The organism is Pseudomonas sp. dw_612 (genome assembly GCF_018449725.1).
In the GTDB taxonomy this organism is placed as follows: domain Bacteria; phylum Pseudomonadota; class Gammaproteobacteria; order Pseudomonadales; family Pseudomonadaceae; genus Aquipseudomonas.
In genome coordinates, this window is the sequence record NZ_JAAVVC010000004.1 from 317,912 (window position 1) to 344,318 (window position 26,407).

The window sequence follows — 26,407 nt, forward strand, 5'->3', positions numbered from 1 at the left end:
CACAAGGGGGTCTGCGGTGTACGCAAATGCTGTGTACCGCCCCAAACCACTGTGGGAGCGGGCTTGCTCGCGAAAGCGGCCGGACAGTCAACATTCATGTCGCCTGACACACCGTATTCGCGAGCAAGCCCGCTCCCACAATCGGATGTACCTGCCGTTCTACAAGGTCAGCTGCCCCCGCTCCTCCTCGGTCAATTGCTGCCGCGCCTGGTCGTCCAGTGCCCCGGCGCCCAGGACTTGCACCGGGCTGTCGGGGTTGTAGGCCTTGGTGGGTGCCAGGCTCGCGCCGTCCCGGGACGGGGCCAGTTGTTCCGAGCCGAAGCTCAGCACCTGCACGGTAAACACCGAGGCCTGGTTCTGTCTCGCCGCCGCTTGCTGCTGGCGGGCCACGTCTTCCGCCGCTTGGGTGGCTGAGGTCGCGGCCGAGCTGGCCGAGGTGATGGCCCCGGTGTTCACCGATGCACTCACCGGTACGCCGGAGGATTTGCCCTGGGTCTGGATGTTCGCGGCGTTGACCACGGTCAGCGCGGCGATGTTGACGTTGCCCGACACCCGGATCCCCGCCTCGCCGGCATCGATGGTGCCCAGCGGCGCGATCAAGTCGATGTCCCCCGGCGGCACTTCCGGGATCGGGTTCAAAGTCGCGATCCCGGCGCCGGTGCTGGGTACCGATGGCGACAGGGTCACATTGCCCCACGTGTCGTAGACGCGTTTCGGCGGCGTATACACCACAGTGGTTTTCGAGCCGCGCCCGGCGTTGATATCACCCTGGGCCGACCAGCCGAAAATCGAACCGCCAAACGTGGTCATGATCCGGCTCTGGCCCAGCAGGATGCTGTCCTGGGCGTAGAGCTGAATGTCGCCGGAGCCTTGGGTGATCACCCCCGCCGTGGACGGAGGCGCCGCGCCTTCGATGCCGTAGATCTGCCGCCCACCCGGGGTCAGCACCTGGATGTCGCCACCAAAATCGGTGTGAATGCCCGCGCCGCCGTAGAGCGTGACGTCGCCGTCGTAGTTGATGGTATTGCCGGCCACGTCCTTCGCCGGGAACAACGCGGCAATCGCCTCGCGTCCGCGCACATAACTGCCGCTGCGGGTGGCGCCGACGGTGTTGTATTCGCGACCGCCAGCCTTCAACTCAGCGAAGTAAATCTTGCGGGCGAACACCCGTTGTTGCTCGGCCGGCAGTGCCGCGAAGTACGCCTGCGCCTGAGTGTCGTCACCCTTGAATCCGAAGCGCTCGCGCAGCCACTGATTCAGGTCGGTGCTGTAGTTCTTGATCGCCCCCTGCCCCAGATACCGCGCCAACAAGCCTTGATAATTCGGCCCTTGGGCGCCGGCACCGACGATCAGCGAAATCGACGCACCGCCCTCGTTCACCGCAGAGCGCGCATCGACGTTGCCGATGCTGTTAAACCCGCCTTCCTGATAGACCTGGCCCACGCCCGAACCGGCGCCGTACAGGTTGCGCCCGGCGCTGACTTCCAGCAGACCCGGCCCGGCGACGTTGAAGGTGCTCAGGCGAATATCGCGCCCGGCAGACACCACGGAAATGTCATCGGCCCGGCTGTGCACGATCAGGTTGCCGGTGGACTGCCCAAACGACTGGCCATTGATACTGGCAGGGACGTCGGTGAAGGTAGCCAACGGCGTGCCCGCATTAACGATGTCGCGCCCGGCCATGACCCGTAATGGGCCACTGCCCTCGTAGCGCACTTCGTTACCCGACCCTGGGTAGCGCAGAATTTCACCGGTGCGTAAGCCGATGATGTCGCCGTTGATGGCGTAAAAACGCACGGGTTGGCGAGCCGGCCACGCCTGTTGGGTAAAGGTGTTGGCACCGAAGGTGAACAACGAGAAAGCGTTGGCTTCTTTGTAGACGTCCGCGCTGAGATTGCTATAGAGGACGGTGCCGAAGGCATTCGTACCGGCAAAAGCCGGGTTGAACGGCGTGGGCATGCTCGCGGGGTCGGCGCCGGATTGCGTCACCGCATAACCGCCGGCGTAGATCGAGTCGCCGGCAATCAGTTGCAGCTCGGCATTGGCCGACGGCGCAGTCATGAGCGAGTAAGCCGATGAGTTGCCACTGCGACCCGATGCCGAAGCACCGTAATAGAGGCTGCCATTGGCCGCCACCGCGCGCAGGATCGACGGGTAGAACATGCGTCCACCCACGGCGGGTGTGTTCAGGCTTGGCTGGATTTCACTCTTCAAGAACGGCGTCAGGTTGCCGCCCGCACTGAACAGATCGATGGCGGTGTTCGGCGTCCACAACGAGAAGCCGCTGTAGCCAAAACCGTCATGCTCGACACCGTCCGCGTCGGTGAAAGCGGTGGCGTTGCGCATCTCCAGACGGCCAGGGTCACCGACGCCATCGAGCACCAGGTCGCCGCGACTGTTCAGGCGCACGCCGGCATCACCGGCCACCACGCTCACGCCGCCCTGGGCATTGGCCAGGGTCGCCGTGTAGGCGTCATAGGCGCGGGACTCTTTCGGCTCCTGTTGCGAACTCACGCTGCCATAGGTCAGGTCCAGCGCACCCACGGCACCGGCCTGAAGTTGCAAGGCCCCGCGCAGGTTGACCAAGGTGCCTTTAAGGTCAGTGGTCCTGTCGTTGGCCGCCGCTCGGGCCGCCTCCGACGGGTTGAGCCGGCCACCGATGTGCACCTGCATGTCGCCGCCACCGGTCAACACCAGGTTGCCGTCACTGGCCACCCGGCCGGTGCTGCCCACGGCCAGCGTGACACCCTGGCTGCGCTGGATGTCGGCCCCATTCAGCGTACCGCTGTAGCCCAACAAACCGGCGTCCGCGCCCGCGCGGATGTCGAGGTTGCCACCGCCCAGCGTACCAATACCGGTGAAGCCCACCAGCGCCGGGTCGCCGCTTGGCTGCCCGATGAACGTGCCGAAGTTGATCCACCAGGCCGTCGGAATCGCCGAACCATCGCCCTGGCGCCACAACCAGTTGCCCACTGCCGCGGATGCCAATTGCTGGCGCACGTCGCCATTGGTCTCCGCCATGCGCCCGAGGGTGTCGCCGCGCAATTGTCCGCCAGCATTCAACCGCAGGTTACCGCCCTGCTCCGGGTACCAGGCCTGATACGCCGCGCCCTGGGTCAAGGGTTCGTAGGCGCTGGCATCGACGCCCAATACCGTGCCGTCGGCGCCGTGCCCACGGGCTTGCTGATACGGGTCAGGACCATCGCTGACGAGGGACGCCGATTGAGTGCCCGCCGTGTAGATACCGAACAGCGACTGCATATTGAAGTCGCCGGCGCTGAGCAAGTCGAGGTCGCCGGTACCGGTGCGCAATACGCTGTAAAGCTGGGTACTTGGCGTGACCGTGGTGCGCTGGGGTTCCGACGGCACCGGCATGGCGATGCACCAATCCGGGATGCCACAGAGCCCGGCATCGATATCCGCAGGATCGACCGGCGAGCCCGGCTCCATGCCGATCGGGTTATCCGGCCCCCACACCCAAACGACTTTGGGCGGCGCCGGCTCACACCAACCCGCGACATCACAAAACCCGATATCAGCGGGGTCGACCGGCGTACCCGGTTCCATCCCGATCGGGTTATCCGGCCCCCACACCATGCCGGTCCCCGGATCATCCCCGGTGACCACACGCTTGGCCATGTAATGCCCGTCCGCCAGACGCAGATGCCCTTCGCTGCCCGTCACCCGGGTGCTGCGGGTGTCCGCCGCCTCGGTATCGGCCCCCGCCACCAGGCGCATCGACCACGACAACGAACCGTCCGGCAGCATCGTCGCCACCGCCCAGTTGCGACCCTGTTGCCCGTTGACACTGGGGCGCAACTCGATCAGGTCAGTACCCTCGGCCAACTTGACGTCGGTTTCGGCCGGGATCACCCCGCCAATCGGCAAGGTATTGGCGCCGGATTGCACCAGGCCGACGTCCGGCAACGCCACACCTTTGGGCCAGACACCGGACTTCACGGCAACCGCCACGTTGAAGCGGCTGCCCGCGTCCAAACGTGTGTCGGCTGGCAATGTCACCGCCTCGGGCAGGATCGTCCCGGCGGCGTATAACAGGTTGCCATTGGCGTCACGCACGGCGGCGTTGAGCAAGGTGCCGGCCGCCAGGTTCAGCGGGGTATCCAGCACCAGCGCGTTCGGCAACAGAGTGCCGGCGTTCAGGGTCATGGCCTTGAACGGCAGGTCATAGTTGAGCACGCTGCCCGCCGGGTACTGGGTGCCGTCGGCCAGTTCAACGCCACCACGGGGCACCACCACATCGCCGCCGAACGGTTGCTTGCCCGGAATCAGCAACCAACCGTTGCCATCGGTACGCCCTTCGGCATCCGCTGCGTCCGGGGGCATGAAGCCGTCGGTGACGCTACCGAACACATCCAGGTTGCCCCCGGCACGAATCACCAGGCTGCCCGGTTCGCCGGAACCATAGACAGCGGTTTTCTGACTGTGCGGGTTAAGGCTGGCGTAGCGGTAACCGGAGAGGTCGACGTCACCGGAAATCACCATGTCGCCGTCAGCGGTGGCACTGGCGATCTGCACGCCCGGACGCAAGTGGAAGGCATCGGCGTAGGTCGCATTATTCAACCCGGCGAGCTTGCCATGGACCAACGCGGTGTTGACCAGCGCGGCGTCGATGAACGCAGTGCTTTCGGCGTGTTTGCCATTGAGGTAAGCCTGATCGATCACCTGATACGGACGACCGTCGGCGTTGTTGCCACTGCCCATCGGCGCGTCGGTGTAGCGCTGCACGGCATTGAGGGTAATGTCCCGCGCGCCCTGAATCATCAGCGGCCCCCGGGCATCGATATCGATGTCATCCGCGCCCAGACGTCGGGCATTCAGTTCGAGGGTGCCGCGCTGGCGCCCATCGTTTTGCCCGGCGGCCTTGCCCAGCGGCGCATCGGTACCGTGGCGCAGGTCGATCCTTGCACCTTGCGCCAACACCAACGGGCCGTCCTGCGCGGTCAATTCGATGGACGCGCGGTTCGGCGAATCGATGATCTTGCCGTAGCTGTCGACCCGCAATTGCGTGCCATGGGCATCCAGCAGCGCGGTGCTCGCCAGGGTCAAACCGGTCTTGCCCGCCAGACGAATGCTGCCGACCTTGCGACCACTGGCGTCCACCGTGCCGAGCACCGTCAGGCTACCGTTGTCCACCGAGACATTGATTTGGTTGGCCTTCAATTCATTGCCGATCACCAGATCGCCGCGCTTGAGCTGAAAGCTGCGCGAGCCAAACACCTGATCACGATTCAGGCGCTGGTTGAGCGCGGCAAAATCACCGACGCTCTGCGCACGAATATCCACCCCGCCCGCCAAGTAAGGCACCAGCGTGCCGCCAGCGTTGTACTCACCGCTGGCACTGCCGAGGATCTGCCCCTGCAAGTCCACCAGGCCCGCTGTTTCATCCAGGGCATAGGCGCTCAACTGGCCCGCGTCGTTATTGCGCGCACTCAAGTCGATGACTGACCCGGCGGCCTGGCGGATGTTGCCGGTTGCGCTCTTGAGGATCAGGTCGCCGCCCCAGCTGTATTTGCGCACATCGTTGAGCAGCAGCTCGCGACCGGCCATATCGATTTGTGCGGCATCGCCAAGGGTCAGGTCGCCGCTGCTGGTCAGGGTCAACTTACCGCTGGGCAGGCGCACGGTGCTGTCGAGCCGCACGTTTTGGCCGTCGAGGGCCAGTTCCGCGCCCAGGGCTGAAGCATCCACGGCGCCAGCGTTGAGGCCCGCGATGCCGGACACCGTGATGTCGCCCCCGGCCTGGATACGATTGACCGAACCGGCCTCGCCGGTCCACAGCGGCGTGCTGACCCGCAGGTCGCCGCCGCTGTAGGTAAAGCCGCTTCCCGCCACGTAATCGCCTTGGGATTGATAGACCTTCAGGCCACCGGTGTGGTTGGCCGTGATGCGCTGGGTCGCCGTGAGATTGACCTGATTGAAGCCCAGGGCCAGGCGTTGGCTGTCGTTGTTGTGCGCCTGGCTGCTCGGCCCATAGCCGAATTCCAGGGTGCCGACCTGAATATCGAGCACACCGCTGCCGGTGCCTGCGCCGTGGGCAATCGGGGTCACCGGCGTCGAGCTGGCACCGTTCCAGACGAGGGTGCCGGTGCGGATCGTCGCTCGATCACCCGCCGCGCCATCGCCGTAAATCGCCGGGGTGCCGAGCACCAGCCGTTGCAGGCGCGACTGGCCGTTCTGATCGAGGGTGCTGAGTTCGGCGGTGCCGTAGAAGTTCACCGAATCCCGAGCGTTCAGCACCAGGTTTTCCAGGGCCGGCGCGCCTTTGGCGGTGTCGCCCCGCAACAGGCGATCGAGCACCTGCTGATTGAGCGTCAGGCCCTGGGGCAAGGCGTTGCGTTGCTGCGCGGCCGCCAGGGCTTGGGCCGAACCGATGTTCACCCCGCCCACCGCCAACACCAGGTTGCGGGTACCGAAACGCACCGAGTCATCGAGGCTGAAGGTGTTGTCGGTGGCCACGGTGATGGAACCGTCGGAATACAGCTCGGTGGTGCCGGTGCACGTCAACGTGGTGCACAGACCGATGCGCACCGGACTCGGCCCGGTCAGGCTCGAAGGCTCGGCGGTTGGCGGCAACATGTCGAGCCAGCCGTTGGACACGGCCAACACGCCGTTCTTACCCGGATCGTAAATGAACCCCGAACGTGAATCGTACGGCGCCTTGCCCTGCCCCAAGGTATTGATCCCCGCCCCTTGTTCGACCACGATGCCGTCGCTGGCTTGCCCGTTCGACACCAGGAACACTTCGCCTGCCTTGAGCTGTGAGCCCTGGCGCAGGTAAAGGTCCTGGAGCCGCCCGTCGAGTCGCACCAGATTGCCGCCCTGGCCGTATTGCACGCTCGGCAATCCACCGATCGCCAGTCGCGGTGCCTGTAGCGCATTGAGTTCACTGTCCAGGATCGACACACCGCTGAAGCCCGGCGTGGCAGCGTTGCCCGCGGCTACCACTTCCAGCCTGCCACCCAGGGCGAGCACCCCGACGCTGCCGCCCAAACCTTCGCCGACCGGGGCAAAGTTGGCCCGGCCCTTGAAGTTGAAAGCCTGGGCAAAAGCGTCGGTGTCGGTGCCGGGACCGGTGAAGTTGAGCAACAGGGTTTTGCCGTCCGCTTCGATCATCGGTCGTGGCACGCCCTTGAGCGCGGCGTCGGCCTTGGCGAACGCGGCGTAACCGGTTTCGTTGTATTGCGAATAGCGACGCAGCACGTCCGCCGACGTCACGATCCACTGACTGGACAGAGGGTCGCGAATTCCGGTGTTGGCAATCGACAGGCTGCCCGAGGTCGCCCACGAACCGTTGCGCAGGGCCAGGCTCTTGCCCTGGGTGCCGGCGCTGGCCAGGCCGTTGAGTTCGACCCGGAACGCGCCGGGCAGCAAGGCATAACTGGCCGGCATCAAGGTGTAGGTGCCCGCCGGCAAACCCGGTACCCCGGCATCGAGGGTGATGCGCTGGCCGATCGCCGGATCTCGCACACCGCTTTCGCCCGCCAGCGGCGCGTAAACCGATGGATCGCCGGGCACGATGGCGTACACCGGGTTGGTGCCCAGGCCGGGCAAGGTGAACCGCCCATCCACGCCGTTCTGGACCAACGGGTTGTAACGGGCATCGGTGGAACCGCCGCGCCCGGAGATAAACCCGGCACCGGTCAACTCGCCGCCGCCGGACAAATCCAGGACCGCGCCCGACTGCACGTCGATGTGCTGGCCGGTCAAGCCAATGCCCACGGTGAGCACACTGTTGGCATCGGCACCGCCCACGCCTTTGAGCTCGACGGTCTTGCCGTTGTACTGGTACGTCAAGCCATCGACGGTGCCGCCATAAGGCATCAACAGACCCGCGCCGCTGACCGAGGTCACGCTGCCGGGCAACAACTCGACGTTCTGCACCAGCGCAGTGTCGACCCCGAGCGCCAGGTTGCCCAGGGGCGCGCGAATCACCCCGCCCTGCTTGATGGTGCCGGCGTCCAGGCTCAATTGGCCGAATGCCGAGTACGGAACGGCGGGCAGGCTGTCAGTGGTGCGGCCGATAGTCAGGGTGGAATCGGCAGTGGTCTGAATCCGCGTCTTGGCCCCGGTGACCGGAGACAGTTGCGCCGCCAACAGGCTGAGGTCGGCATTGCTTTGCAGTTGGGTGAAGCCCGAAACGTTGAGGGCGGTAGCACCGAGCAAGCGCAGGTCGCCTTCGCTGCGCAACGTGGTGAGGGCAAAGCCTCGACGGTCCACCAGCAAGCCCGTTTCCTGATGTTGCTCCAGGGTGCCGTGGGCGCCGAACGTGACGTTGTCGCGCACATCCAGCAGGTTCGCGCTCAACAGCAATTGCGCCTGACTGTCACGGGTGGACAGGCCGCCCTGCACCGTCGGGCGCACAGCCGCATCGGAACCCGTGGTCGAGCCGGTGGCCGTCGCGCCGGCCAGGCGCAGGTAGGGCGCCTGCAACGACACACGGCTGTCCAGTGCGGCGTTTTCCGCCAGGGCCAGAGAGCCCGCGTACAGGTTCAGGCTTTGTTTCAGGCTCAGGTTCACATCGCCGTCAAAGGACAGGATGCCGTTACTCAGCAATGACAGGTTGTCGAAACCGCCGTTGACGATCCGCGCCACGTCCAGCCGCCCTTGACCGTAGGCCAGCGGCGCCGACGGGTCTGCACTTGCCCCCGGTTGCTGCGACAGGATCAATTCCCGCGGCACCCGCACGCCATCGTCGATGGTGCGCTTGAGGTACAGCCCGGTCTCCAGCGCCACCGACAAGTTGCCTCCCGCCGCGCCTGCGCCACCGGATGCCGCGCTGAGCTGGCCGTCGAGCACCAGGCCATTGTTGGAACTCAAGGCAATCTTGCCACCGGCGCTGGCTATCGAGCGCGGGCCTTGGTCACGAATGTCCAGCTCAGCCCGGGCACCGTCAGCCAGCAGCCGCGAACCCTGTTCCAACACCACAAACAGGTCCGGCGCCTTGGCCGTGCCCTGATCGGCGTTGATCTCGCCGCCAATCACGATACTGCCGCCCGCGCCCACCCGACCGTAACGCCGGCCCTGGGCATCGAGGGCCGTCACTGCCCGCGCCGACACATCGATCACACCGCTGCTGCCCAGGCGAATCGAGCGTTGGTGCGCCGCCTCGTCGAGGCCATTGGCGATCGTCACCGGGTTGATCTGGCCCAGGTTCACCGAGCCACCCCAGGCGTTGAGCTGGCCGTTGACGGTCAATTGGCCGATGCTCGCCAGGCTCAATGCGCGGCCCGGATCGACGTTCAGCACCGCGCCTTTCTCAATGGTCAGGCTGACGTTTGGCCGGTCGCTCAATGGCGACAGCAATGTACCGGCGCTCAGGCTTAAATCCGCGCCCGCCCGTTGGCTGAGCACGCCTTTGATCGGGTCTTCCTGATACAGCTCCGGGGTCCACACTTCCAGCAACTGCCCGGTCTGGGAACTGTCGTTGCCCTGCACGTCCGGGCGCAGGCGATACACCGGCCGGGTGACATTCACCTGACTGTCCGCCAGCACCGTCAGGCCTTGGTTGCCGCTTACCCGATACTGGCCGAAGCCCTTGTTGAAAAAGTCCGCAGCCAGGATCAGCGAGCCGTCGTCCACAGCCGCTGGCGGGCTGCCGATTTGCACTTTTCCAGCCTGGATATCCAGGGTGCCGGCGCCATCGACGCCGAACCCCAGCAGCTCGGCACCGATCAGCAATCGGCCGGTGGAATCGCTGCTGTTGGCATTCGCTGCCAGGGTGATGTCGCCACCGCGACCACCCTGCAATTTATTGTTGCTGAGCAAGGTTGCGCCCGATGACACGTCGATCCGGCTGTCCTGTTGCAACAGCACGTCGCCACTGCTGCGCAACGACACCGTGCCGCCGTTGCGATAGGCCAGGCCGTCGCTTTGCACATCACTCAACGATTGATTGCGCCACAAGCCGCTGGCATCCAGTTGCACGCCTTTGGCCACGACGACCGCGGCTTTGCTGCCGGCCGGTGCGTTCAGTTGCGTGTCTTCGATCTTGTCGAGATTCAGTTGATTGAGCACGTTGCCTACGCGGATGCTGCCGCTGCGCGCCATCAGGTCGGCGTTCACATCAATGCTTGGGCCGTACAGGGTGATGTCGCCACCAGGGGCCACCTGCAACGCGCCATCGACCACAATCCGGTCCTTGGCGGCGACTTTGATTGCGCCCAGTTCGAAGTCATTCAGCACACGGCTGTTCAACGTCAGGTGGCCTTTGCGTTCGGCGGCCACCGTGTCGTCCAGCGCGATGGTGTCACCGAGCGGCGTCTGTTCGTCGCTGAAGCTGACCGTGTCCAGCACCGCCCCCAACTGATTATTCAGAGTGCCGGTACTTGGCAGATAGCGCGGCACGTAGCTGCCGACGATCAACTGCGCGCCACGGGCGGCGCTGTTCTGGGTTTGCTGGTAACCGTCGAGCCCGGCCTGGGGCGCCTGGGTTTGCCGGTCGCCCTGGAAGGTCTTGCCCAGCAGTTCGCCGTCAAGCACGGCGTTGTTGGTCGCGACCACCAGTTGCCCGGCATCGCGGCCGACGCTGTAGCCACTTTCGTAACGCTCACGGGGCGCGATCAGCGGGTTGTAGAAATAGTCGGTCTGGCCCCAACGCTGGCTGTGGTTTTCATAGCCCTTGTAGACGCCTGTGTAGAGCAGATCACCGGGGGCTTTCGACACTTCATACAAGCGACCGTCGGCACCCTTGAGCCAGCTCTGCTGGACCACGCCGCCCTGCACATCGAGGGTGCCGCCGGACAGGTTGATCTGCGAACCCTGGCGGGTCACCAGGTCATTGCCGGTAAAGGTCAGGCTGCCACCCTGGGCCATCCATTCGCCGACGCTGTGGTTGCGGGTGCCGAGGTAACCGCCGACTTCCAGCAAGCCACCGGCGGTGTACCAACGGTCCGTGGCATAGCCGTTGACCCCGGCGGCCACGTGCACCAGATCCCGCACATCGACCCACACGTCCGTGCTATTGAGGCTGCCCTTGTCACGGTTGCCCGACGCATCGCGCTGTTCGTTGCCCTGGATGTTGACCTTGATGCTGTTGGCTTCCATCGCCACCTTGACGCCGACCGCGCCGGACACATCGATGATCGTGCCCTCCTGCACCAGGCTGCGCTTGCCGGCGCTGACCGCGACCTGGCCGCCGGTGGCCAGCACGATCGAGCCACCCGCAAAATCCACGGTGCCGCCGCTGACGATTTCCACCCGCGACTGATCGGTGCGATCACTGACTTTGCTCAGGTTGTCGAAGCGCCCGGTGGCGTTGTTCGGCAGCACGCCGTTGAGGTTATTGATCGCGGCCTGACGCTGGCTGTCCAGCGCCGACGCGCCCTGCTCCAGCAGGATCGTACTGACGCTGCCCTGGCCAAGCGTAACGCTGCCGGTAGCATCGCTGGCGGCGTTGAGCAGGTGAATCGTGCCGCGAGTGTCCACCGAAGTACTGGCCAGCAGCACGCCGTTTTGCTCGATCTGGTGCCCGGTCAGGGTGATGTCGCCGGTGGCCGCTTGAATAAAGCCGCTGTTGATCACCGTACCCGCCGTGCTGCCCGACTTGAGGCTGGTCGCCACTTCATTGCCGCGCGTGGTCGATTGCTGGTTGCCCTCGGTGCCCGCGCCGCGGCGGATGTAAAAGCTGTCGCCAGCGGCCAGGGTTGCCTGGCCTTTGGGCGTGATGATCGAGCCGTCGTTGTGCACCTCGCTGCCGAGCAACAAGGCATAGCCGCCGGACTGCGTTGACGACGCGGCCGGCAGGGTTTGCAGCACGGCGCCCCGTTGTACCTCGACCTTGCCGAACGCTTCGCTGAAGGTCGGCTGGGTGCCATTCTGGTCGACGTACAGACCGTTCTTGCTGAACTGATCATCGCTGATGTTGCCAGCGGCGGCCACCAGGTTACGCACGTTGACCTGGCTGCTGCCGCTGAACAGGATGCCGTTGCGGTTGACCAGCAGCACCGTGCCCGGCGCGTTGATCTGGCCGGCAATCACGCTGGCGCGGGCGTTGGGATCGTTGACGCGGTTGAGCACCGCCCAGTTCGACTGTTGAGCGAATTCGACCGTGGTGTCGCGGCCAACGTTGAAGGTCTCCCAGTTGAGGATCGCCTTGTCGGCGGTCTGCTGGATGCGCACGGTGGTCTTGCCGTCGGCCTGGGTCTGCTGCGGCGCGTTGGCGTTGATCCAGCCCTTGGTCAGCGCGTTGTCATCGACCTTGAGCCCGCCCTCACCCAAGCCGTTGGGAATGCTCTGGGGTTGCCCCAGGGCGAACTGGCGCCCCGCCGCTTGTGCGGCCTGTTGCGCGGCAATCGCCGCCACGGTGTTGTTCAGATTATCCAGCGAACGCTGCAATTGCTGATTGACCCGCTGCTGCTGGGCCAATGGCGGCGGCGCGCCAGGCACCTGGGCGCCGGGGCGTGCGGCACCACTGGCCTGGGCCGCGCCCTTGGCGGCGAACCAACCGGAACTGAAGGCCGTGGCCGCCTCGGCACTGCCGGCGATCATCAGCAACGCGATGGCCTGGGCCAGCGGTTTCAAGCGCAACAAGGGGGGCTCCAGCGAGCGCACAGGGACATTCAGATCAGGCGTGGTTTTACCGCGAGGCATCACTACTCTTCCTTTTGCAATTCTCGGAAACAGGTTGCTGCAACGGCGGGCGCTGCTGATATGGGATAAGGCGGTTGGCGTCGGTCGGGACCGAACGCTTGTCATGCAAAGTTCATATAGGTCGGGTAAGGCCGCGCCGTACCACGCAAAAATCGGCAGCGCCCTACAGGCCGCTGCCGATCGTTATTGCCTTCGCCGATCCTTGGCGAAGTGACTTCAGACGCTTGCCTTATGGACGACCAACAGCGTTGCAGACGCTGACGTTGGCGATGTTCAAGCCGTCGGCGTAGGTGTTGTCCAGGAAGGTTTTCTTGACTTCGGCAGCGAATGCGGCTGGCAGACTGACGAAGGAGTGCTGGGTCACGACGGTGGCTTTGGCGCCGGTGTACAGGTCGTTGAAGAAGTTGCGCACAGCGGTGGCATCGGCGGCGGTGGCGTAGCACTGACCGACGAGGAAGTTGGTGTAACCAACGATTGGGTAAGCGTTGGCGGCGGTTGGAATGGCAGTGTCGCCGGCAGCCGTGTTGCTACCGAAAGTCGGTACCCATTTCAGTGGGTTGGCACGGTCAGTCGCCGTGGCTGGCGCGACAGCAGTACCCAAGGCGGTACGGGCGTTGGCGAAGGTTGGCAGCGGTGCAGCGCCGGCAGTCATTGCGTTTTTGCTGACGCGGGCAACCACAGCGTTGCTGGTGGTGGTGACGTAGTCAGGGCTGACGTAGCCGATGGCGCCATCGTTAGCGTTGACCGCGGTAACCACGTCGCCGCTGGTGGCCACGGCTTGCCAGTTGGCAGGCTCGGCACCGATGTTGGCGGTGGTGAAAGTGCCGTTGACGCTGAACTTGGCCGGGCACGAATCGTTGAGGAAACGCGACAGCAGTTCAGTGGTGCCGCTCGAACCGGAACGGTAGATCACTTTGATCGCGGTGGTGTCAGCGGTGCCCAGCAATTGGCCCCAAGTGGTCGTGGTGCCGGAGAACACGTTGCACAGCTGTGTGCCGGTCAATTGCAAGGTAGTCACGCCGGTACGTTTGTACGGAATGGTCACCGACGTGCCCACGGCTGGCACCTGGATCAGCTTGCCGAAGGTGGCGCCGTTGGCGGCGTTGTAGTTGGCCAGTTCAGTGGCGGTCAACACCGAGTCGCTACCGGCGAAATCAACCGGAGTACCGGCAGGCTGGTTGATCGAGCCCGGAGCGTTGGTCAGGAAAGCCGTTTTGCCAGCGCCGCTGCCGACACCGGTGTAGCTGAAGTCGGTTGGCAACAGGCGTGGCAGGGTCGAGGTACCGTTGTAGAGGTTTTCCGGCAGGGTTGCACCGCCACCGACAACAGCGGCCATGGATTGGGCCGAGGCCAGTGCGGCAACAGCCAACGAGGCTGCGATCATAGTGCGCTTAAACATGAAGAAGCTCCTTTCGTCGTGTTCGTACGTGGGGGTGATGTGCTCGTTAATGACGCCATGGCGCTCAAGTCCTCGCCTTGCCTTGAAGGTCGTCCGGGGTGAGGCCATGGGTTAGAAGTTCGCAGCTTCCAGTGACAGATAAAGGAAAAAACCTCGGGAGCCAGCGCGTGATTTCTGGCGAAATTCTCGGGTGTTTGCACCTGGATTCCAGGCGTCTGGGGCGGGGTTTTCGCGAGATCTGACGGAGGTGGGCTGCAGGGGTTGATTTGCCGTTGAACATGACAGGATGGAGAACCCGAGGATCGCTCGGGTGATGTTCCGATGGAGGGAAAAAAGTTTGTAGGAAATGGTGTTCTTGAGGGCGTCTTCGCGGGCAAGCCTCGCTCCTACAAAGGATTTGTGAGCGCCATCGATCCCTTGTAGGAGCGAGGCTTGCCCGCGAAGCTTTTACTGCACCAACTGGTTGATCTCGATGATCGGCAACAACACCGCCATCACGATCACCAGCACCACCCCGCCCATGACCACGATCATCAGCGGTTCAAGCAACGCGGTCATGCCCATGGCCCGGCGTTCGATGTCCCGGGACAGGGTTTGCGCAGCGCGTTCGAGCATCGGTGGCAGCGAGCCGGTTTTCTCGCCGCTGGCAATCAGGTGGATCAGCACCGGCGGGAAGACTTTCTCCACGCGCAACGCGGCGGCAAGGTTGACCCCTTCGCGGACCTTGGCTGTGGCGTCGCTGACGCTGAGGCTCAAGCGGTCGTTGGACAAGGTCTGACGCGCCGCTTCCAGGGCGCGCAATAACGGCACTCCGGCGCCGCCGAGAATCGCCAGGGTCGAGGCGAACCGCGCGGTGTTCAGCCCCAGCACAAAGCGCCCGAACAACGGCAGGCGCAGGATGCGGCTGTGCCAGCTCAAGCGCGCCGCCGGGTTGCGCAAGTACAGGCGCCAGCCCCAGAAACTGCCGGCCATGACGCTGAAACACAACCAGCCCCAGCCGCGAATGAAGTCACTGGCATTGAGCATCGCCAGGGTCAGCCCCGGCAAGTCCTGGCGGGCCTGGGAAAACGCGCTGACCACCTGGGGTACGACATAGCTGAGGAGGAAGATTACGATGGCGATCGACACCAGGCCGACCACGCCCGGGTAGATAAACGCCGTGAGGATCTTGCCCCGCAGGTTGTTGCGTTCTTCGATGTAGTCGGCCAGGCGTTCCATCACTTGGGCCAGGTCGCCGGACTCTTCCCCTGCGGCAATCAACGCGCGGTAGATTTCCGGAAAATCCCGGGGCCGCGCCGCCAGGGCTTCAGCCAGGCGCATGCCGCTGCGCACGTCGGCGCGCACCGCGCTCAGGGTCTGGGCGATGTGTTTTTTTTCCGCTTGTTCCACCGTGGCGCTCAACGCCGCCTCCAGTGGCAGGCTGGCGCCGAGCAGGCTCGCCAGTTGCCGGGTGGCCCAGGCCAGGTCGTTGTCCGAGAGCTTGGCACTGAACAGGCCACCGCCCGACCCGGCCGGCGTGTTGTTTTCAATCTGCACCAACAACGCGGTCAAGCCGCGACTGCGCAACACGCCGAACGCCGCGCTCTGGCTGTCGGCTTCCAGGTGCCCGGCCTCGATCTTGCCCGTGGCGTCGGCGGCTTCGAAACGGTAGCGATTCATCAGGCGTCCCGTGTGACACGAAGGATTTCTTCCGGCGCGGTGGCCCCGCTGCGCACCCAACGCTCGCCGTCCTCGCGCATGCTGAACATGCCCGCCTCGCGCGCCTGTGTGCGCAACGCCTGTTCACCCGCACCCTGATGGATCAGGGTGCGGATGTCATCGTCGATGCAGAACAATTCATGAATACCGGTGCGGCCGCTGTAGCCGGTGTGGTTACACGCTGTACAGCCGACCGGGCGCCAGGTGCCCGGGGTTGCCGGGTCTTCCTGTTTGCACTGGTTGCACAGGCGTCGCACCAGCCGTTGCGCGAGTACGCCGAGCATTGACGAGGCCAGCAGAAACGGCTCGACGCCCATGTCGATCAAGCGGTTGACCGCCGACACCGCGTCGTTGGTGTGCAGGGTTGCCAGCACCAGGTGTCCGGTGAGCGACGCCTGCACGGCGATCTGTGCGGTTTCGAGGTCGCGGATTTCGCCGATCATGATGATGTCCGGGTCCTGGCGCAGGATCGCCCGCAATGCCAGGGCGAAGGTCATGTCAATCTTGGCATTGACCTGGATCTGGCTGATGCCCGGCAAGTCGTATTCCACCGGGTCTTCGACGGTAAGGATGTTACTCGTGCTGGCATCCAGTCGCGCCAGCGCCGCATAGAGGCTGGTGGTTTTGCCACTGCCGGTGGGGCCGGTGACCAGCACGATGCCGTGGGGCTGGCGGATCAAGGTATCGAGCTTGGCCAGCACCTGCGGATCCATGCCGAGGGTTTCCAGTTGCAGGCGCCCGGCCTGTTTGTCCAGAAGACGCATCACCACCCGCTCGCCGTGGCCGGTGGGCACCGTGGACACGCGAATATCAATCGGTCGCCCGGCCACGCGCAAGGCGATGCGCCCGTCTTGGGGCAGGCGTTTTTCGGCGATGTCGAGCTGCGCCATGATCTTGATCCGCGACACGAGTGCGCCGTGCAACGCCTTGCGCGGCGACACCACGTCGCGCAGGGTGCCATCGACCCGGTAGCGCACCACCGAATGGCTTTCATAGGGTTCGATGTGGATGTCGCTGGCCTCGTCCCGCGCAGCCTGGGTGAGCAACGCGTTGATCATGCGGATCACCGGCGCGCCGTCCTGGGTGTCCAGCAGGTCGGTGATTTCCGGGATGTCCTGCATCAAGCGGTCGAGGTCGACCTCGTTCTCCGCCGCCCCGACCACCGCTGCCGCGCTGCCGGTATCGGCGTAGGCACTGGCGAGCAAACCGTCGAGTTCTTCATCGCGCACCCGCTCCAGCCGTGCCGGGCCGAACTGACGATGGACTTCGCTGATCGACCAGCCGGGGGTCGAGGGGCACACCGTCAACACGGCGCCCTCCTCGCCATCGCGCAGGAGGATGCGTTGGGCTTTGGCCCAGGCGTAGGGCAAAGCGCTCATGACCATTCCTCCCTGCTCGACGCTCGGCCCCTGTAGCAGCTGCCGAGCCTGCGAGGCTGCGTTCGGCTGCGAAGCAGCCGTAATACCAGCGAACGCGGTTTATCTGTCACACCGCACATGAAGGTTTTGCGACTGCTTCGCAGCCGAACGCAGGCTTCGCCAGCGGCTACCAGTGGTGTGTTCATTGGATCGGCACCGCCCGAATCGTCGCCCGTGGCAGCGCATTCACCGCCGGTACGCCTTGCGCCGCCGCTGGCAATTGCGGCGCCTGCATGTCCGGCATGGCCCAGCTGCGTTCCGGTTGCAGTCCGCCCTGGGCGCGGCGCATGAAGTCGTAGCGGTTGAGGGTAATCGCCCGGCCCCCGGCGCTGTCGCGGATGATGTAGGGGCGCAGGAACACCATCAGGTTGGTCTTGGTGGTGGCCCGGCGTTCGTTGCGAAATAGCGCGCCCAGACCGGGGATGCTCGACAGCCACGGCACCGCGTCGTTGCTCTGGCTGTAGCCGTCCTGCAACAGGCCGCCGAGGACCATGATCTGCCCGTCGTCGAGCAGGATGCTGGTGTCGATTGCCCGTTTGTTGGTGACAATGCCGGCGGCGGTCACGCTGTTGGAGGCGCGCTCGTCGATGCTGCTGACTTCCTGATAAATGTCGAGCTTGACCGTGCCGCCCTCGGAAATCTGCGGCCGCACATTGAGCTTCAAACCGACCTCCTCCCGGGTCACGGTCTGGAACGGGTTGTTGCTGGTGCCGCCGCCCCCGGTGACGTAGCTGCCGCTGACAAACGGGATAGTCTGGCCAACGAAAATGCTCGCCGCTTCGTTGTCCAGCGTCAGCAGGTTCGGCGTTGACAGCACGTTGGTGCCGCCCTTGCTCTTGAGCGCGTGGGCCAACACTTTCAGGTCCATGACCTTGCCAATGCCGGGGATGTCCACGGTGCCGTTGAGAAAGCCCACGCTCAGGCCGCCGGGCAATACGTCGATGCTGGTCTTGCCGTTGACGTTGATCCCCGAACCGCCGAGGTTGGCCCCACCGATCACACCGTTGCCCGCCAGGTTGCCGGTCTGCCACTGCACGCCGAATTCATTGGCATCGTCTTCGCCGACTTCGACGATCAGGCTTTCGATCACCACTTGGGCGCGGCGCTGGTCGAGCATGTCGATGACCTCCCGCAGATTGCGGTACAGCGGGTCTGGCGCGGAAATCAGCAAGGTGTTGGTGGTGGCGTCGGCCTGGATGGTCACGCCGCCGGCACTGAAGGCGACGCTCTGGTCCGCCTGTTGGCCCCCGGTTTGGCTACCCGAATTGCTGGCGCCCTGTCCGTAAGCCGTGCCGCCGCTGTTGGTGGTGCCGGAGGTCGAGGTCTGGCTGCCGGTGCCCTGGCTCTGGCCATTTTGCCCGCCGTTGGCGTTGCCACCGCCCATGGCACTGAGCACCGAGCGGGCGGAGTCGCTGCCGCCGCTGTCACTTTCCCCGGTGAGCAAGCCGCGCAGGGCTTGGGCCAGTTTGGCCGCCTGGGCGTTGCGCAGGTACACCACGTGCAGGTTGCTCGGATTGCTTTGGGCGTTGTCGAGTTTGTAGATCAGGTTGCGCGCCAGCTCCGTGCGCTCCGGGCTGCCGGCACGAATGATGATGGAGTTGGAACGCGGGTCGCCGATCACCGAGATTTTCTGGGTCGGGTCGTTGCCGGGTTGTTCCAGCAGCTCCGAAACCATGCCGGCGATGTCCACGGCGATGCCGTTCTGGATCTGCACCACATCGGTGTCGATCGCATTCGGCGTGTCGATGCCTTGGATGATCTGCGCCACCCGTGTCAGGTTATCGGCGTAGTCGGTGATGACGATGGTGTTGTTGCCGGGGTAGGCGTTGATCGGGTTGTTCGGCGAGACGATCGGACGCAACACCGGGATCAGGTTCACCGCGTTTTCGTATTGCAGGCGAAAGGTGCGGGTGAGCATGCCGTTGCCCGCCGGTTTGCCGGGGCTGTAGATCGGCCCGCCAAGCAACTTGGCGTCGGCCTCCGGCACCACATGGGACACGCCGCCGACATCGACCACGCTGAAACCCTGCATGCGCAACGCCGCCAGCAACATGTCGTAGGCCTGATGCGCCGGCACCTCGCCTTCGGACACCAGGGTCAGGTTGCCCTTGACCCGAGGGTCCACCAGAAACTGCTGCCCGGTGGAATGGGACAACGCCCGCACCACGGCCTGGATGTCGGCGTCGACAAAATTCAACGTCACCGGTTGGTTGCCCAGGGGATTGCTCGCCACGGTGCTGCTGGGGCTTGAAGTGCCACTGCGGCCGGGGTTGGTGACTTTGTGCTGTGGTCGTGGCTGCTGCTGGATTTGTGCCTGGGCCCGCTGCCGTTCCGCCAGCAAATCGCCGCTTTGCCGGGTATTGGCCAGGGGCCGGCCGAGCTCACTGTCCACCAGCAACGGCGGTTGATTCGTCGGGGGGGTGCTGCACGCGCCGAGCGCCAGCAGCAGAAACGGCGCGGCCGTGCGTGCCGACTTGCGTACGTAGTTGGAACCTGACCACTTCATGAAGCTTCCTTAGCGCCCAGCGCCTGATCCATGCGAACGGTTCCCGACAGGGTGCCTGCCGTGTCATCGACCCTGGCCGCGCCAGCACGCTGCAAACGCGCCTCGATCACGTCCAGAGAAAATTGCCTCGGGTTGCCCAGCAGCCAACCGATCACCGCATCGGCCGGGGCCTCTTCGAACGTCAACTGCCAGGCCGCGTCCATCGCCTGCAACTGGTAATGCCCAGCGAGGCCACTGGCGTCGAGGGTTTGCCGTAAGGATTGCTCGAGGCCCTGCCCGGCGGGCGGCGTCGCCACTTCCCGCAGCAGCAGTTCCAGCGCTTCGTTTTGCGAGCGCAGCTTGGGAGTTTCGGCTTGCCAGTAATCGATTTTCTTCAGCGGTGGCTGAATCAGCAGCAGCCAGGTCAACAGGCCTCCGAGCGCCAGCGCCGTGCCTGCGACCATGCGCTTTTCCCGCAGGGCCAGGGCTTGCCAGAACACTCGGGCGCGAGCGCTGAAAAGGCTCAACGATTGCTTATTCATCTTCGGCTCCGGTGCTCTTTTCATCTTCGCTGGCGGTGGATTCGGCGGCAGGACTCAGCGCCCAGCCTTGATCAGTAGCGCTGACGGCGATGCCGGCCTGGGTCAGTGCGGTTTGCCAGGTTTTGTCGGTCGCGTTGCGCCGCGCATCGTCGAGAAGACTTAGTTGCAGCTCACCGTTTTCGAACACCAGGCTCTGCACACTGCCGGCCATGAACGGCATGCCACTGCCAGCCTGCAACACCAGACTGGCGAAACGCTGGGTCGCGTCGGTGGCGGCGCTGGCCTGACGGGCGGCGAGTTGCTGACGGGCCTGTTGCAGCGGGTTGAGGATCACCGGCAATTCGGGGAACGCCTGTTTTACCCGTTGATTCATCTGCGCCTTGAGCTGCTGCCCTTGCGCTGCTTCCCGGGCGGCGTACAGGTTCAGGCCCAGGGTCCAGACCGCCAGCGCCACGGCGCAACACACCGCCGCCCTGCCCCAGCCCTGCTGATTGGCGCTGCGTTGCTGAACGCCGGCGTGCAAGCCCCAACCGGGCAAAGGACCGGTCCAGCGTTGTGCCTCGGGCAACCGGTTAGCGACAGCATCCGGAGCCGCGTCGCCCAGCCATTGCAAACCGCTGCCGGCTTCCAGCAACAGATCGCTCAGGGCTTCGTCGAAATGCGGATGCACCACGGCGTGTTCCAGGCTGTGGCGCACCAGCAAATGTTCTTCGTAAAGGCCCGCGCTGTTGACCGGCATCCCATACGCTGCTGGGTACACGCCGCGCAGGGTCAATCCCGCCAGGCGCAACAACTGGCCGAACTCGCCCAACCATTGCCGCGACAACCAGGCGATATGCACTCGCCCATGGGCATCCCGAGGGCTATGGGCGATGTGCATCTGCTCGCTGGCGCCGAGGATCAGCGACTGCGCTGCACACTGCACCGCCGCAGCGGTTTTTGCCGAGGGCAGCAGCGGCAGATCGATGCTCGCCAGCAGGCTGTCCTGGGGATGCAGGAAGCACGTAATCGCCGGGGTTTTACCGCTCTGGCCCAGTTGCAGCAGCGTGCTCTGGCCCTCGCGAGAAACCTGGCCCTGGCGGTCGAGCCGGACGAACGTCACCGCGCTGTCGAGCGTCAGTTGCGCCAGGGGCGGCAACGCCACGCGCAACTGGCTCATACGCCCACCCGCGACCAGATCACCTGAGGCAAACGGTCCTCGGTACGCCGCAACAACGCGTCGAGGCTGACGCGTTTTTGTTCGCTGCGGGCCTGGCCGCGCAGGCGGAACCAGTCGCTGGTGATGCCGACCTTGATCGTCGTCAGCTCCAGTTCAGGCATGCGCAGGCGATTGACGAAATCCCCGCGATTGATAAACCACTGGCCGCCATCGCGTTCGGCAACCAGGGCCTGGGCACGCTCGATCGACAGCCCAGGCACATACGCCGCCAACACCGGGGCGCTGGCGGTGTTGCCGTTGAGCCAGGTGTTGGCCGGCAGAATGGTGATGAAGGGACTGATCTTCACCAGCAGCGCCTCGGTCACACCCTCGACACCGCGCAAATCGTCGACACTGCGCAACATCGGGCGCTTGGCGGTTTCGGGTTTACGCACGGCATTCGGTGAAGTGCTGCGGCCACTGTTGAGGCCGCTGCTGGCCGGGGCGTTGTCTGCCAGTCCTGGATTGAATAATCGCGGATACGCCGCGATCACCCGTTGGCTGATGCGCTGGCTCAAGGTCGAGCTCACGCCGATCAGCTCACACAGACGCTGAAAATTGCGCAACTGCTCGTCATCGATCCGCTCGTTGGCGATCAGGTTGCGCAGGTTGAACTTGCCTTGCTCGTCTTCCAGGCGACCGTCGAACGTACGCGTCGCCACGCGACTCACGATGGGCTGCGACCATGGCTGATCCAGCCGGGTCAGCGGGTCGCGCTGGCGGGCATCCCAGAGCAACTGGCGGCTGATTTCGAGCCCGCCGTTCAGCACCCAGGCGCCCTGCACTCGCGCCTGTTCGGCTTCGAGGCTGCGGGTAAACACGGTCTGGCGGGTGAGCATGCCCCCGGCAATCACCGCCACCACGGCCGCGATCAGCAAGGCGCTGATGATCGCCATGCCGCGCTGCTTCGCCGCTCTCAGCGAATAGGTTTTCATGACCGGCCTTAGAGCTGCCAGGAGCCGATATCGGCATTCACGCCGTCGCCGTCAGGCTGGCCGTCGGCACCGAGGGAGAAAATGTCGACTTCGCCATTGGCGCCCGGATTCAGATAGTTGTAAGGCCGGCCCCACGGGTCGTTGGGCAGGCGTTCCAGGTACGAACGCCAGTTGCTGTTTTTCGCATCGGCGGGACGTTCCACCAATACTTTCAGGCCCTGGGTCATGTTCGGGTAGGTGCCGTGGTCGAGGCGATACAGCTTCAGGGCCTGCATCAAGCCGCCAATGTCCTGTTTGGCGGCCGTGGCCCGGGCCTGGTCCGGACGGTCCAGCACCTTGGGCACCACCATGGCGGCGAGAATCCCGAGGATGACCACCACGACCATGATTTCGATCAGGGTGAAACCGGCCTGTCCATGGGACCGGCGGCGGTTGTGTCTGGGGGCGTTGCTCTGCGCGATATCCATCTCGTCATTCCCTGGCTTGATTCGATTCGACGCGCAGTGTTGCAAGAAGATATGTCAGTGACGTTGAAAATCCTCGGGAGCTTTGGTCGTCAAGCGGTCAAGCCCGGGGGGTTAGCCTCGACCCTCTTCTCTGTGCCCGAGTGCCCGATGCGCCGCCCTCCCCGACAAGCCGGTTTTACCCTGATCGAAGTGCTGGTGGCGCTGGCGATCATTGCCGTGGCGATGTCCGCCGCCGTGCGCGTGGCCGGGTTGATGACCCAGAGCAACGGGTTACTGCGGGATCGGTCGATCGCGTTGCTGGCGGCGCAAAGTCGCCTCGCCGAGCTGCGCCTTGAGGGGCGCTTGCCCTCGGGTGCGCGGGCGGTTGAATGCGATCAGGGGCGGTTGTTGCTGCGCTGCGAACAGGTCATTGGCAGCGCGCAACAGGGGCGGTTGTTGCAGGTCGGGTTGCAGGTATTTGATCGCAGCCGCGAGGCGCCGCCGTTGGCGCGGCTCGATACCTTGTTGAGTCGGCCTGCATCGAAATAACCGCGTAGCAGCTGCCGAGCCCCGGCGAGGCTGCGTTCGGCGGCGAAGCCGTCGTGAAATCGGTATACGCGGTGTACCTGATATGCCGCAATCGCCGGGTGTGCGACGGCTTCGCCGCCGAACGCTGCCTCGCTGCGCTCGACAGCTGCTACAGGGGTTTTGTGAGTGTCGGCAAGAAAGGTAAGTCGGGGAGTTTGCCGAGTTCTATGCGGCTCTTCTCCGCGCCCCGCTCGATCACCACCGCATTCCCTTCGATGGCGATGACTTTGACGCCATGACTGACGCTTTCTCCGACCAGGAAACTGCGCGGCGCGCCGCCATTGAGGCTGAGGATCGCCACCGCGCCACGGCTACCGGCCAGGACACCGCTGACCTTGATCTCGACGGCCGCCGGTTGGTTGGAAAACCACTGCAACGCCGGGTTATCACTGCGGGCTGCGAGCAGTTGCGGGGCGGCGTCCGGGGTGCGTGATTCGGCGGAAGTCAGCAGCAGCGACGACCAGGTGACAACACCGGCCAGCGCCGCCAGCAAGGCAATGGATTGCACCCACTGCGGCGCGCTGAAGCGTTCGATAAATGACATGGGCTGAATCTCCTTGTAGTCCCTGCCCCGAGCCTACAGCGCAATGTTCACGTTTTTATTTCACACACTCATCATCTTCACCGTGCAGGATGAAAATCGACGCAAAGGAGCGCGCAGCGGATGAATGGTTTCAGACAACAGGGCTTTACCCTGATTGAGTTGATGGTGGTGCTGGTGATCATCGGCATCGCCAGCGCGGCGATCAGCCTGAGCATCAAACCCGACCCGCTGCACTTGCTGCGCAAGGACGCCGCGCGGGTGGCGCAGTTGCTGCAAGTGGCCCAGGCCGAAGCCCGGGCCGATGGCCGGCCGATTACCTGGCGGGCGGATGCCAAGGGGTTTCGTTTCAGTCGGCGTGATGACAGCGGCAAGGGGTTTGATCACTTCGGCAATGATCCGCAACTCAAGCCTCGGCCCTGGGAAACCCCGGGGATGCAGGTGCGGCAAAAAATCGTGCTGAACGCGGAGTGGATCAACCCGCCGCTTCAATTGACCTTGTCTGATGGCCTCAACAGCATCGCCGTGCAACGCAACGCGGCTGGCCAGGTGAGCGTGCAATGAAAGCTCAACAAGGTTTTACCCTGATCGAAGTGATGGTCGCGATCATGCTGATGGCGGTGGTCAGCCTGATTGCCTGGCGCGGGCTCGACAGCGTGACCCGCGCCGATGCGCATTTGCAGGCCAGCACCGAACAGAGCGAAGTGCTGCTGCGGGCGCTGAATCAACTGGAGCGCGACGTCGCCCTGCGCGCCAGCATCGAATTGGCGGAACCGGTGCGGCCGGGCAACGAGGATGAACCGGTCAACGCCCCGCCTGCGCTGACCGTACGCAGTACCGAAGGCAAGGGTTTTCGCCTGGATGTCATTCGCGCGGCGGCGGACGGCAGCGGCGGTATACAACGGGTGCGCTGGTGGCTCAAGGGTGACGTGCTGTTCCGGGCAATTGCCCCGACGCGCAGCCAATACCCGTTGCCCGCGCCAACGGAGGGGGTGGCGGTATTGACAGACGTCAGTGACGCGACTTTGCGGGTCTGGGAGGTGGACAAGGGCTGGCGCAAGTTGAGCGGCAACCGCAAGGAAAATCCCCAGGGCATCGAAATCAGCCTGACCCGCAAGACGCCGCAGGGCGTCGAGAAATACCGGCAAGTCATGGGCCCACTGGACTGACCCATCCCCTGTAGGAGCGAAGCTTGCTCGCGAAAGCGGTGTGTCAGTCCCATCAATGCTGAATGTGATGGCCCCTTCGCGAGCAAGCTTCGCTCCTACAGGGGATTGGTGTTGGACATGAAAATCGTGAACAACATAAAACCCATGTGGGAGCGGGCTTGCTCGCGAAAGCGGTGTGCCAGCCGACATCAATGTTGAATGTGACGGCCCCTTCGCGAGCAAGCCCGCTCCCACAGGTTTTTTGTGAACGCCGTAGATCCATTGTGGGAGCGGGCCTGCTCGCGAAGGCGTCCCTGAGAACGCCATCGCCCACACCCCCTGCCCCTACAACTCAAACCAATCCCGCCGCTCGGCAAAGGTGTTGCGGATCAACCGGGCAAGCATCTGCACCTCGGCCACTTCATCGGCATCGGCACTCACCGCCAGCCACACCTGATGTTGCATCGGTTCGCGGAACAGCCCCGGCAAGGCAATCAGGCTGCGGTCGTAGCGGGTCATGTAGGCGGGCAACAGGCCGATGCAGGCGCTGCAACGAATCATGTCCAGCATCAGCTCATAGGATTGCAACTTCACCACTCCGGCCAGGCGCTGCTCCACCAGGTTGTTCCAGGGCCGGAAACTCTCGATTTGCAGATCGTGCTGCCATTGCACCAACATGAAATCCGCCAGGTCATCGACGCTGTCCGGCCGGGCCGTGACCCGGGAATAGCGTTTGGCAATGTGCGGCAGGTAGCTCAGTTGCGCGAGGTGCTGCGGCTCGGTGGTGGCGAAGGTCGGGCCGGGCAGCGGCCTATCCCCGGTGGCCAGCCACAGCACCACATCGGCGCTGATGGTTTGCAGGGCCAGTTCGCTGTCCAAGGAGATGATTTCCAGGCGGATGCTGGCGTTGCGGCGCAGCAGCGAGATCAGGTCGCGGCCGAGGATGTCATGCAGCAGTGATTCCGCCACCGCCAGGCGGATGCAAGGTTGTTCGACCACCGGCAAGCGGCGTTCGCGGGCCAGGACGCTCAACTGCGCGTGCAACTGCTGCCCTTCCCGGCTCAACGTCAGGGCGCTGCCCTGGAAGCTGAACAACGACCGCTGCAAACGCGCCTCCAGTTGCGCCAATTGCTTGCGCAGCAACGTCGCCCGCACATTCAGACTGCGCGCCGCCTGCATGAAACAACCACACCGGGCGCTGACCAGAAAGTACTGCGCCACCTCATCCTCAATCCCGGCGGCCAGCGACAGCCAGGACTCGGAGGTGGGCGGCGGTGAACGATACTCGGTGATGGCCTGGCGTCCTGCGGTTTCTGTGAATGACATCGATGACTCCCTGTCGATCTTTGTTTGATTGCGTTCCCACTGACCCGGCAATATCCCCTGTAGGAGCAAGGCTT

At 64.4% G+C, this 26,407-nt stretch carries 14 protein-coding genes; 3 read left to right on the top strand and 11 right to left on the bottom strand.

The genetic code is table 11. The features are described 5' to 3' along the window. Nucleotides 1–159 precede the first annotated feature (159 nt). The 9 genes from HB680_RS09035 to gspG all read right to left on the bottom strand — a co-directional run bounded on the left by HB680_RS09035 (nucleotide 160) and on the right by gspG (nucleotide 22,751). Entirely contained in the window at nucleotides 160–12,609 is a 12,450-nt protein-coding gene (locus HB680_RS09035) for a filamentous haemagglutinin family protein (protein WP_213938153.1), read from the bottom strand. A gap of 229 nt (nucleotides 12,610–12,838) precedes the next feature. Further along, the gene (locus tag HB680_RS09040) at nucleotides 12,839–14,008 is read right to left on the bottom strand and encodes a substrate-binding domain-containing protein (protein WP_213938154.1); all 1,170 of its coding nucleotides are present in this window, start codon (nucleotides 14,006–14,008) and stop codon (nucleotides 12,839–12,841) included. Nucleotides 14,009–14,455: 447 nt separating this feature from the next. Next, nucleotides 14,456–15,667: a type II secretion system inner membrane protein GspF gene (gene gspF / locus HB680_RS09045; protein ID WP_213938155.1), complete on the bottom strand. Its 1,212-nt coding sequence runs from the start codon at nucleotides 15,665–15,667 to the stop codon at nucleotides 14,456–14,458. Continuing rightward, a complete protein-coding gene (gspE, locus tag HB680_RS09050; RefSeq protein WP_213938156.1) occupies nucleotides 15,667–17,085 on the bottom strand; it encodes a type II secretion system ATPase GspE in 1,419 nt (472 codons plus the stop codon). The genes gspF and gspE overlap by 1 nt, the downstream gene beginning before the upstream one ends. A gap of 181 nt (nucleotides 17,086–17,266) precedes the next feature. Then, complete coding sequence (gene gspD / locus HB680_RS09055; protein WP_213938157.1) at nucleotides 17,267–19,630, bottom strand: type II secretion system secretin GspD; 2,364 nt, start codon at nucleotides 19,628–19,630, stop codon at nucleotides 17,267–17,269. Next, the gene (gene gspM, locus HB680_RS09060) at nucleotides 19,627–20,151 is read right to left on the bottom strand and encodes a type II secretion system protein GspM (protein ID WP_213938158.1); all 525 of its coding nucleotides are present in this window, start codon (nucleotides 20,149–20,151) and stop codon (nucleotides 19,627–19,629) included. The genes gspD and gspM overlap by 4 nt, the downstream gene beginning before the upstream one ends. Then, nucleotides 20,144–21,310: a type II secretion system protein GspL gene (gspL, locus tag HB680_RS09065; protein WP_213938159.1), complete on the bottom strand. Its 1,167-nt coding sequence runs from the start codon at nucleotides 21,308–21,310 to the stop codon at nucleotides 20,144–20,146. Before gspL ends, gspM begins: the two co-directional genes overlap by 8 nt. Next, nucleotides 21,307–22,284, bottom strand: coding sequence for a type II secretion system minor pseudopilin GspK (gene gspK / locus HB680_RS09070; RefSeq protein ID WP_213938160.1), 978 nt, complete (start codon nucleotides 22,282–22,284; stop codon nucleotides 21,307–21,309). The genes gspL and gspK overlap by 4 nt, the downstream gene beginning before the upstream one ends. A gap of 8 nt (nucleotides 22,285–22,292) precedes the next feature. Beyond that, on the bottom strand, nucleotides 22,293–22,751 hold the full coding sequence (gene gspG, locus HB680_RS09075; protein ID WP_213938161.1) for a type II secretion system major pseudopilin GspG: 459 nt from the start codon (nucleotides 22,749–22,751) through the stop codon (nucleotides 22,293–22,295). Between the two features lie 147 nt (nucleotides 22,752–22,898). On the opposite strand from gspG, the gene gspI reads away from it, so the two are divergent. Next, nucleotides 22,899–23,279, top strand: coding sequence for a type II secretion system minor pseudopilin GspI (gene gspI / locus HB680_RS09080; RefSeq protein ID WP_213938162.1), 381 nt, complete (start codon nucleotides 22,899–22,901; stop codon nucleotides 23,277–23,279). A gap of 148 nt (nucleotides 23,280–23,427) precedes the next feature. Here gspI and HB680_RS09085 read toward each other — a convergent pair whose 3' ends face one another. Further along, nucleotides 23,428–23,862 carry a general secretion pathway protein GspC gene (locus HB680_RS09085; protein WP_213938163.1) on the bottom strand — a complete coding sequence of 145 codons (435 nt, stop codon included), beginning with the start codon at nucleotides 23,860–23,862 and terminating at the stop codon, nucleotides 23,428–23,430. 120 nt (nucleotides 23,863–23,982) lie between these two features. On the opposite strand from HB680_RS09085, the gene gspH reads away from it, so the two are divergent. Then, on the top strand, nucleotides 23,983–24,423 hold the full coding sequence (gspH, locus tag HB680_RS09090) for a type II secretion system minor pseudopilin GspH (protein ID WP_213938164.1): 441 nt from the start codon (nucleotides 23,983–23,985) through the stop codon (nucleotides 24,421–24,423). Then, nucleotides 24,420–25,028, top strand: coding sequence for a prepilin-type N-terminal cleavage/methylation domain-containing protein (locus HB680_RS09095; protein ID WP_213938165.1), 609 nt, complete (start codon nucleotides 24,420–24,422; stop codon nucleotides 25,026–25,028). Before gspH ends, HB680_RS09095 begins: the two co-directional genes overlap by 4 nt. A gap of 324 nt (nucleotides 25,029–25,352) precedes the next feature. Here the strand turns inward: HB680_RS09095 and HB680_RS09100 are convergent, their stop codons facing one another. Next, nucleotides 25,353–26,333, bottom strand: coding sequence for a LysR family transcriptional regulator (locus tag HB680_RS09100; protein WP_213938166.1), 981 nt, complete (start codon nucleotides 26,331–26,333; stop codon nucleotides 25,353–25,355). Between the last annotated feature and the right edge of the window lie 74 nt (nucleotides 26,334–26,407).

Excerpts from the sequence above, each read along its gene's own strand:
- HB680_RS09035 (WP_213938153.1), bottom strand. The coding sequence starts at position 12,609 with ATGCCTCGCGGTAAAACCACGCCTGATCTGAATGTCCCTGTGCGCTCG.
- HB680_RS09040 (WP_213938154.1), bottom strand. The coding sequence starts at position 14,008 with ATGTTTAAGCGCACTATGATCGCAGCCTCGTTGGCTGTTGCCGCACTG.
- gspF (WP_213938155.1), bottom strand. The coding sequence starts at position 15,667 with ATGAATCGCTACCGTTTCGAAGCCGCCGACGCCACGGGCAAGATCGAG.
- gspE (WP_213938156.1), bottom strand. The coding sequence starts at position 17,085 with ATGAGCGCTTTGCCCTACGCCTGGGCCAAAGCCCAACGCATCCTCCTG.
- gspD (WP_213938157.1), bottom strand. The coding sequence starts at position 19,630 with ATGAAGTGGTCAGGTTCCAACTACGTACGCAAGTCGGCACGCACGGCC.
- gspM (WP_213938158.1), bottom strand. The coding sequence starts at position 20,151 with ATGAATAAGCAATCGTTGAGCCTTTTCAGCGCTCGCGCCCGAGTGTTC.
- gspL (WP_213938159.1), bottom strand. The coding sequence starts at position 21,310 with ATGAGCCAGTTGCGCGTGGCGTTGCCGCCCCTGGCGCAACTGACGCTC.
- gspK (WP_213938160.1), bottom strand. The coding sequence starts at position 22,284 with ATGAAAACCTATTCGCTGAGAGCGGCGAAGCAGCGCGGCATGGCGATC.
- gspG (WP_213938161.1), bottom strand. The coding sequence starts at position 22,751 with ATGGATATCGCGCAGAGCAACGCCCCCAGACACAACCGCCGCCGGTCC.
- gspI (WP_213938162.1), top strand. The coding sequence starts at position 22,899 with ATGCGCCGCCCTCCCCGACAAGCCGGTTTTACCCTGATCGAAGTGCTG.
- HB680_RS09085 (WP_213938163.1), bottom strand. The coding sequence starts at position 23,862 with ATGTCATTTATCGAACGCTTCAGCGCGCCGCAGTGGGTGCAATCCATT.
- gspH (WP_213938164.1), top strand. The coding sequence starts at position 23,983 with ATGAATGGTTTCAGACAACAGGGCTTTACCCTGATTGAGTTGATGGTG.
- HB680_RS09095 (WP_213938165.1), top strand. The coding sequence starts at position 24,420 with ATGAAAGCTCAACAAGGTTTTACCCTGATCGAAGTGATGGTCGCGATC.
- HB680_RS09100 (WP_213938166.1), bottom strand. The coding sequence starts at position 26,333 with ATGTCATTCACAGAAACCGCAGGACGCCAGGCCATCACCGAGTATCGT.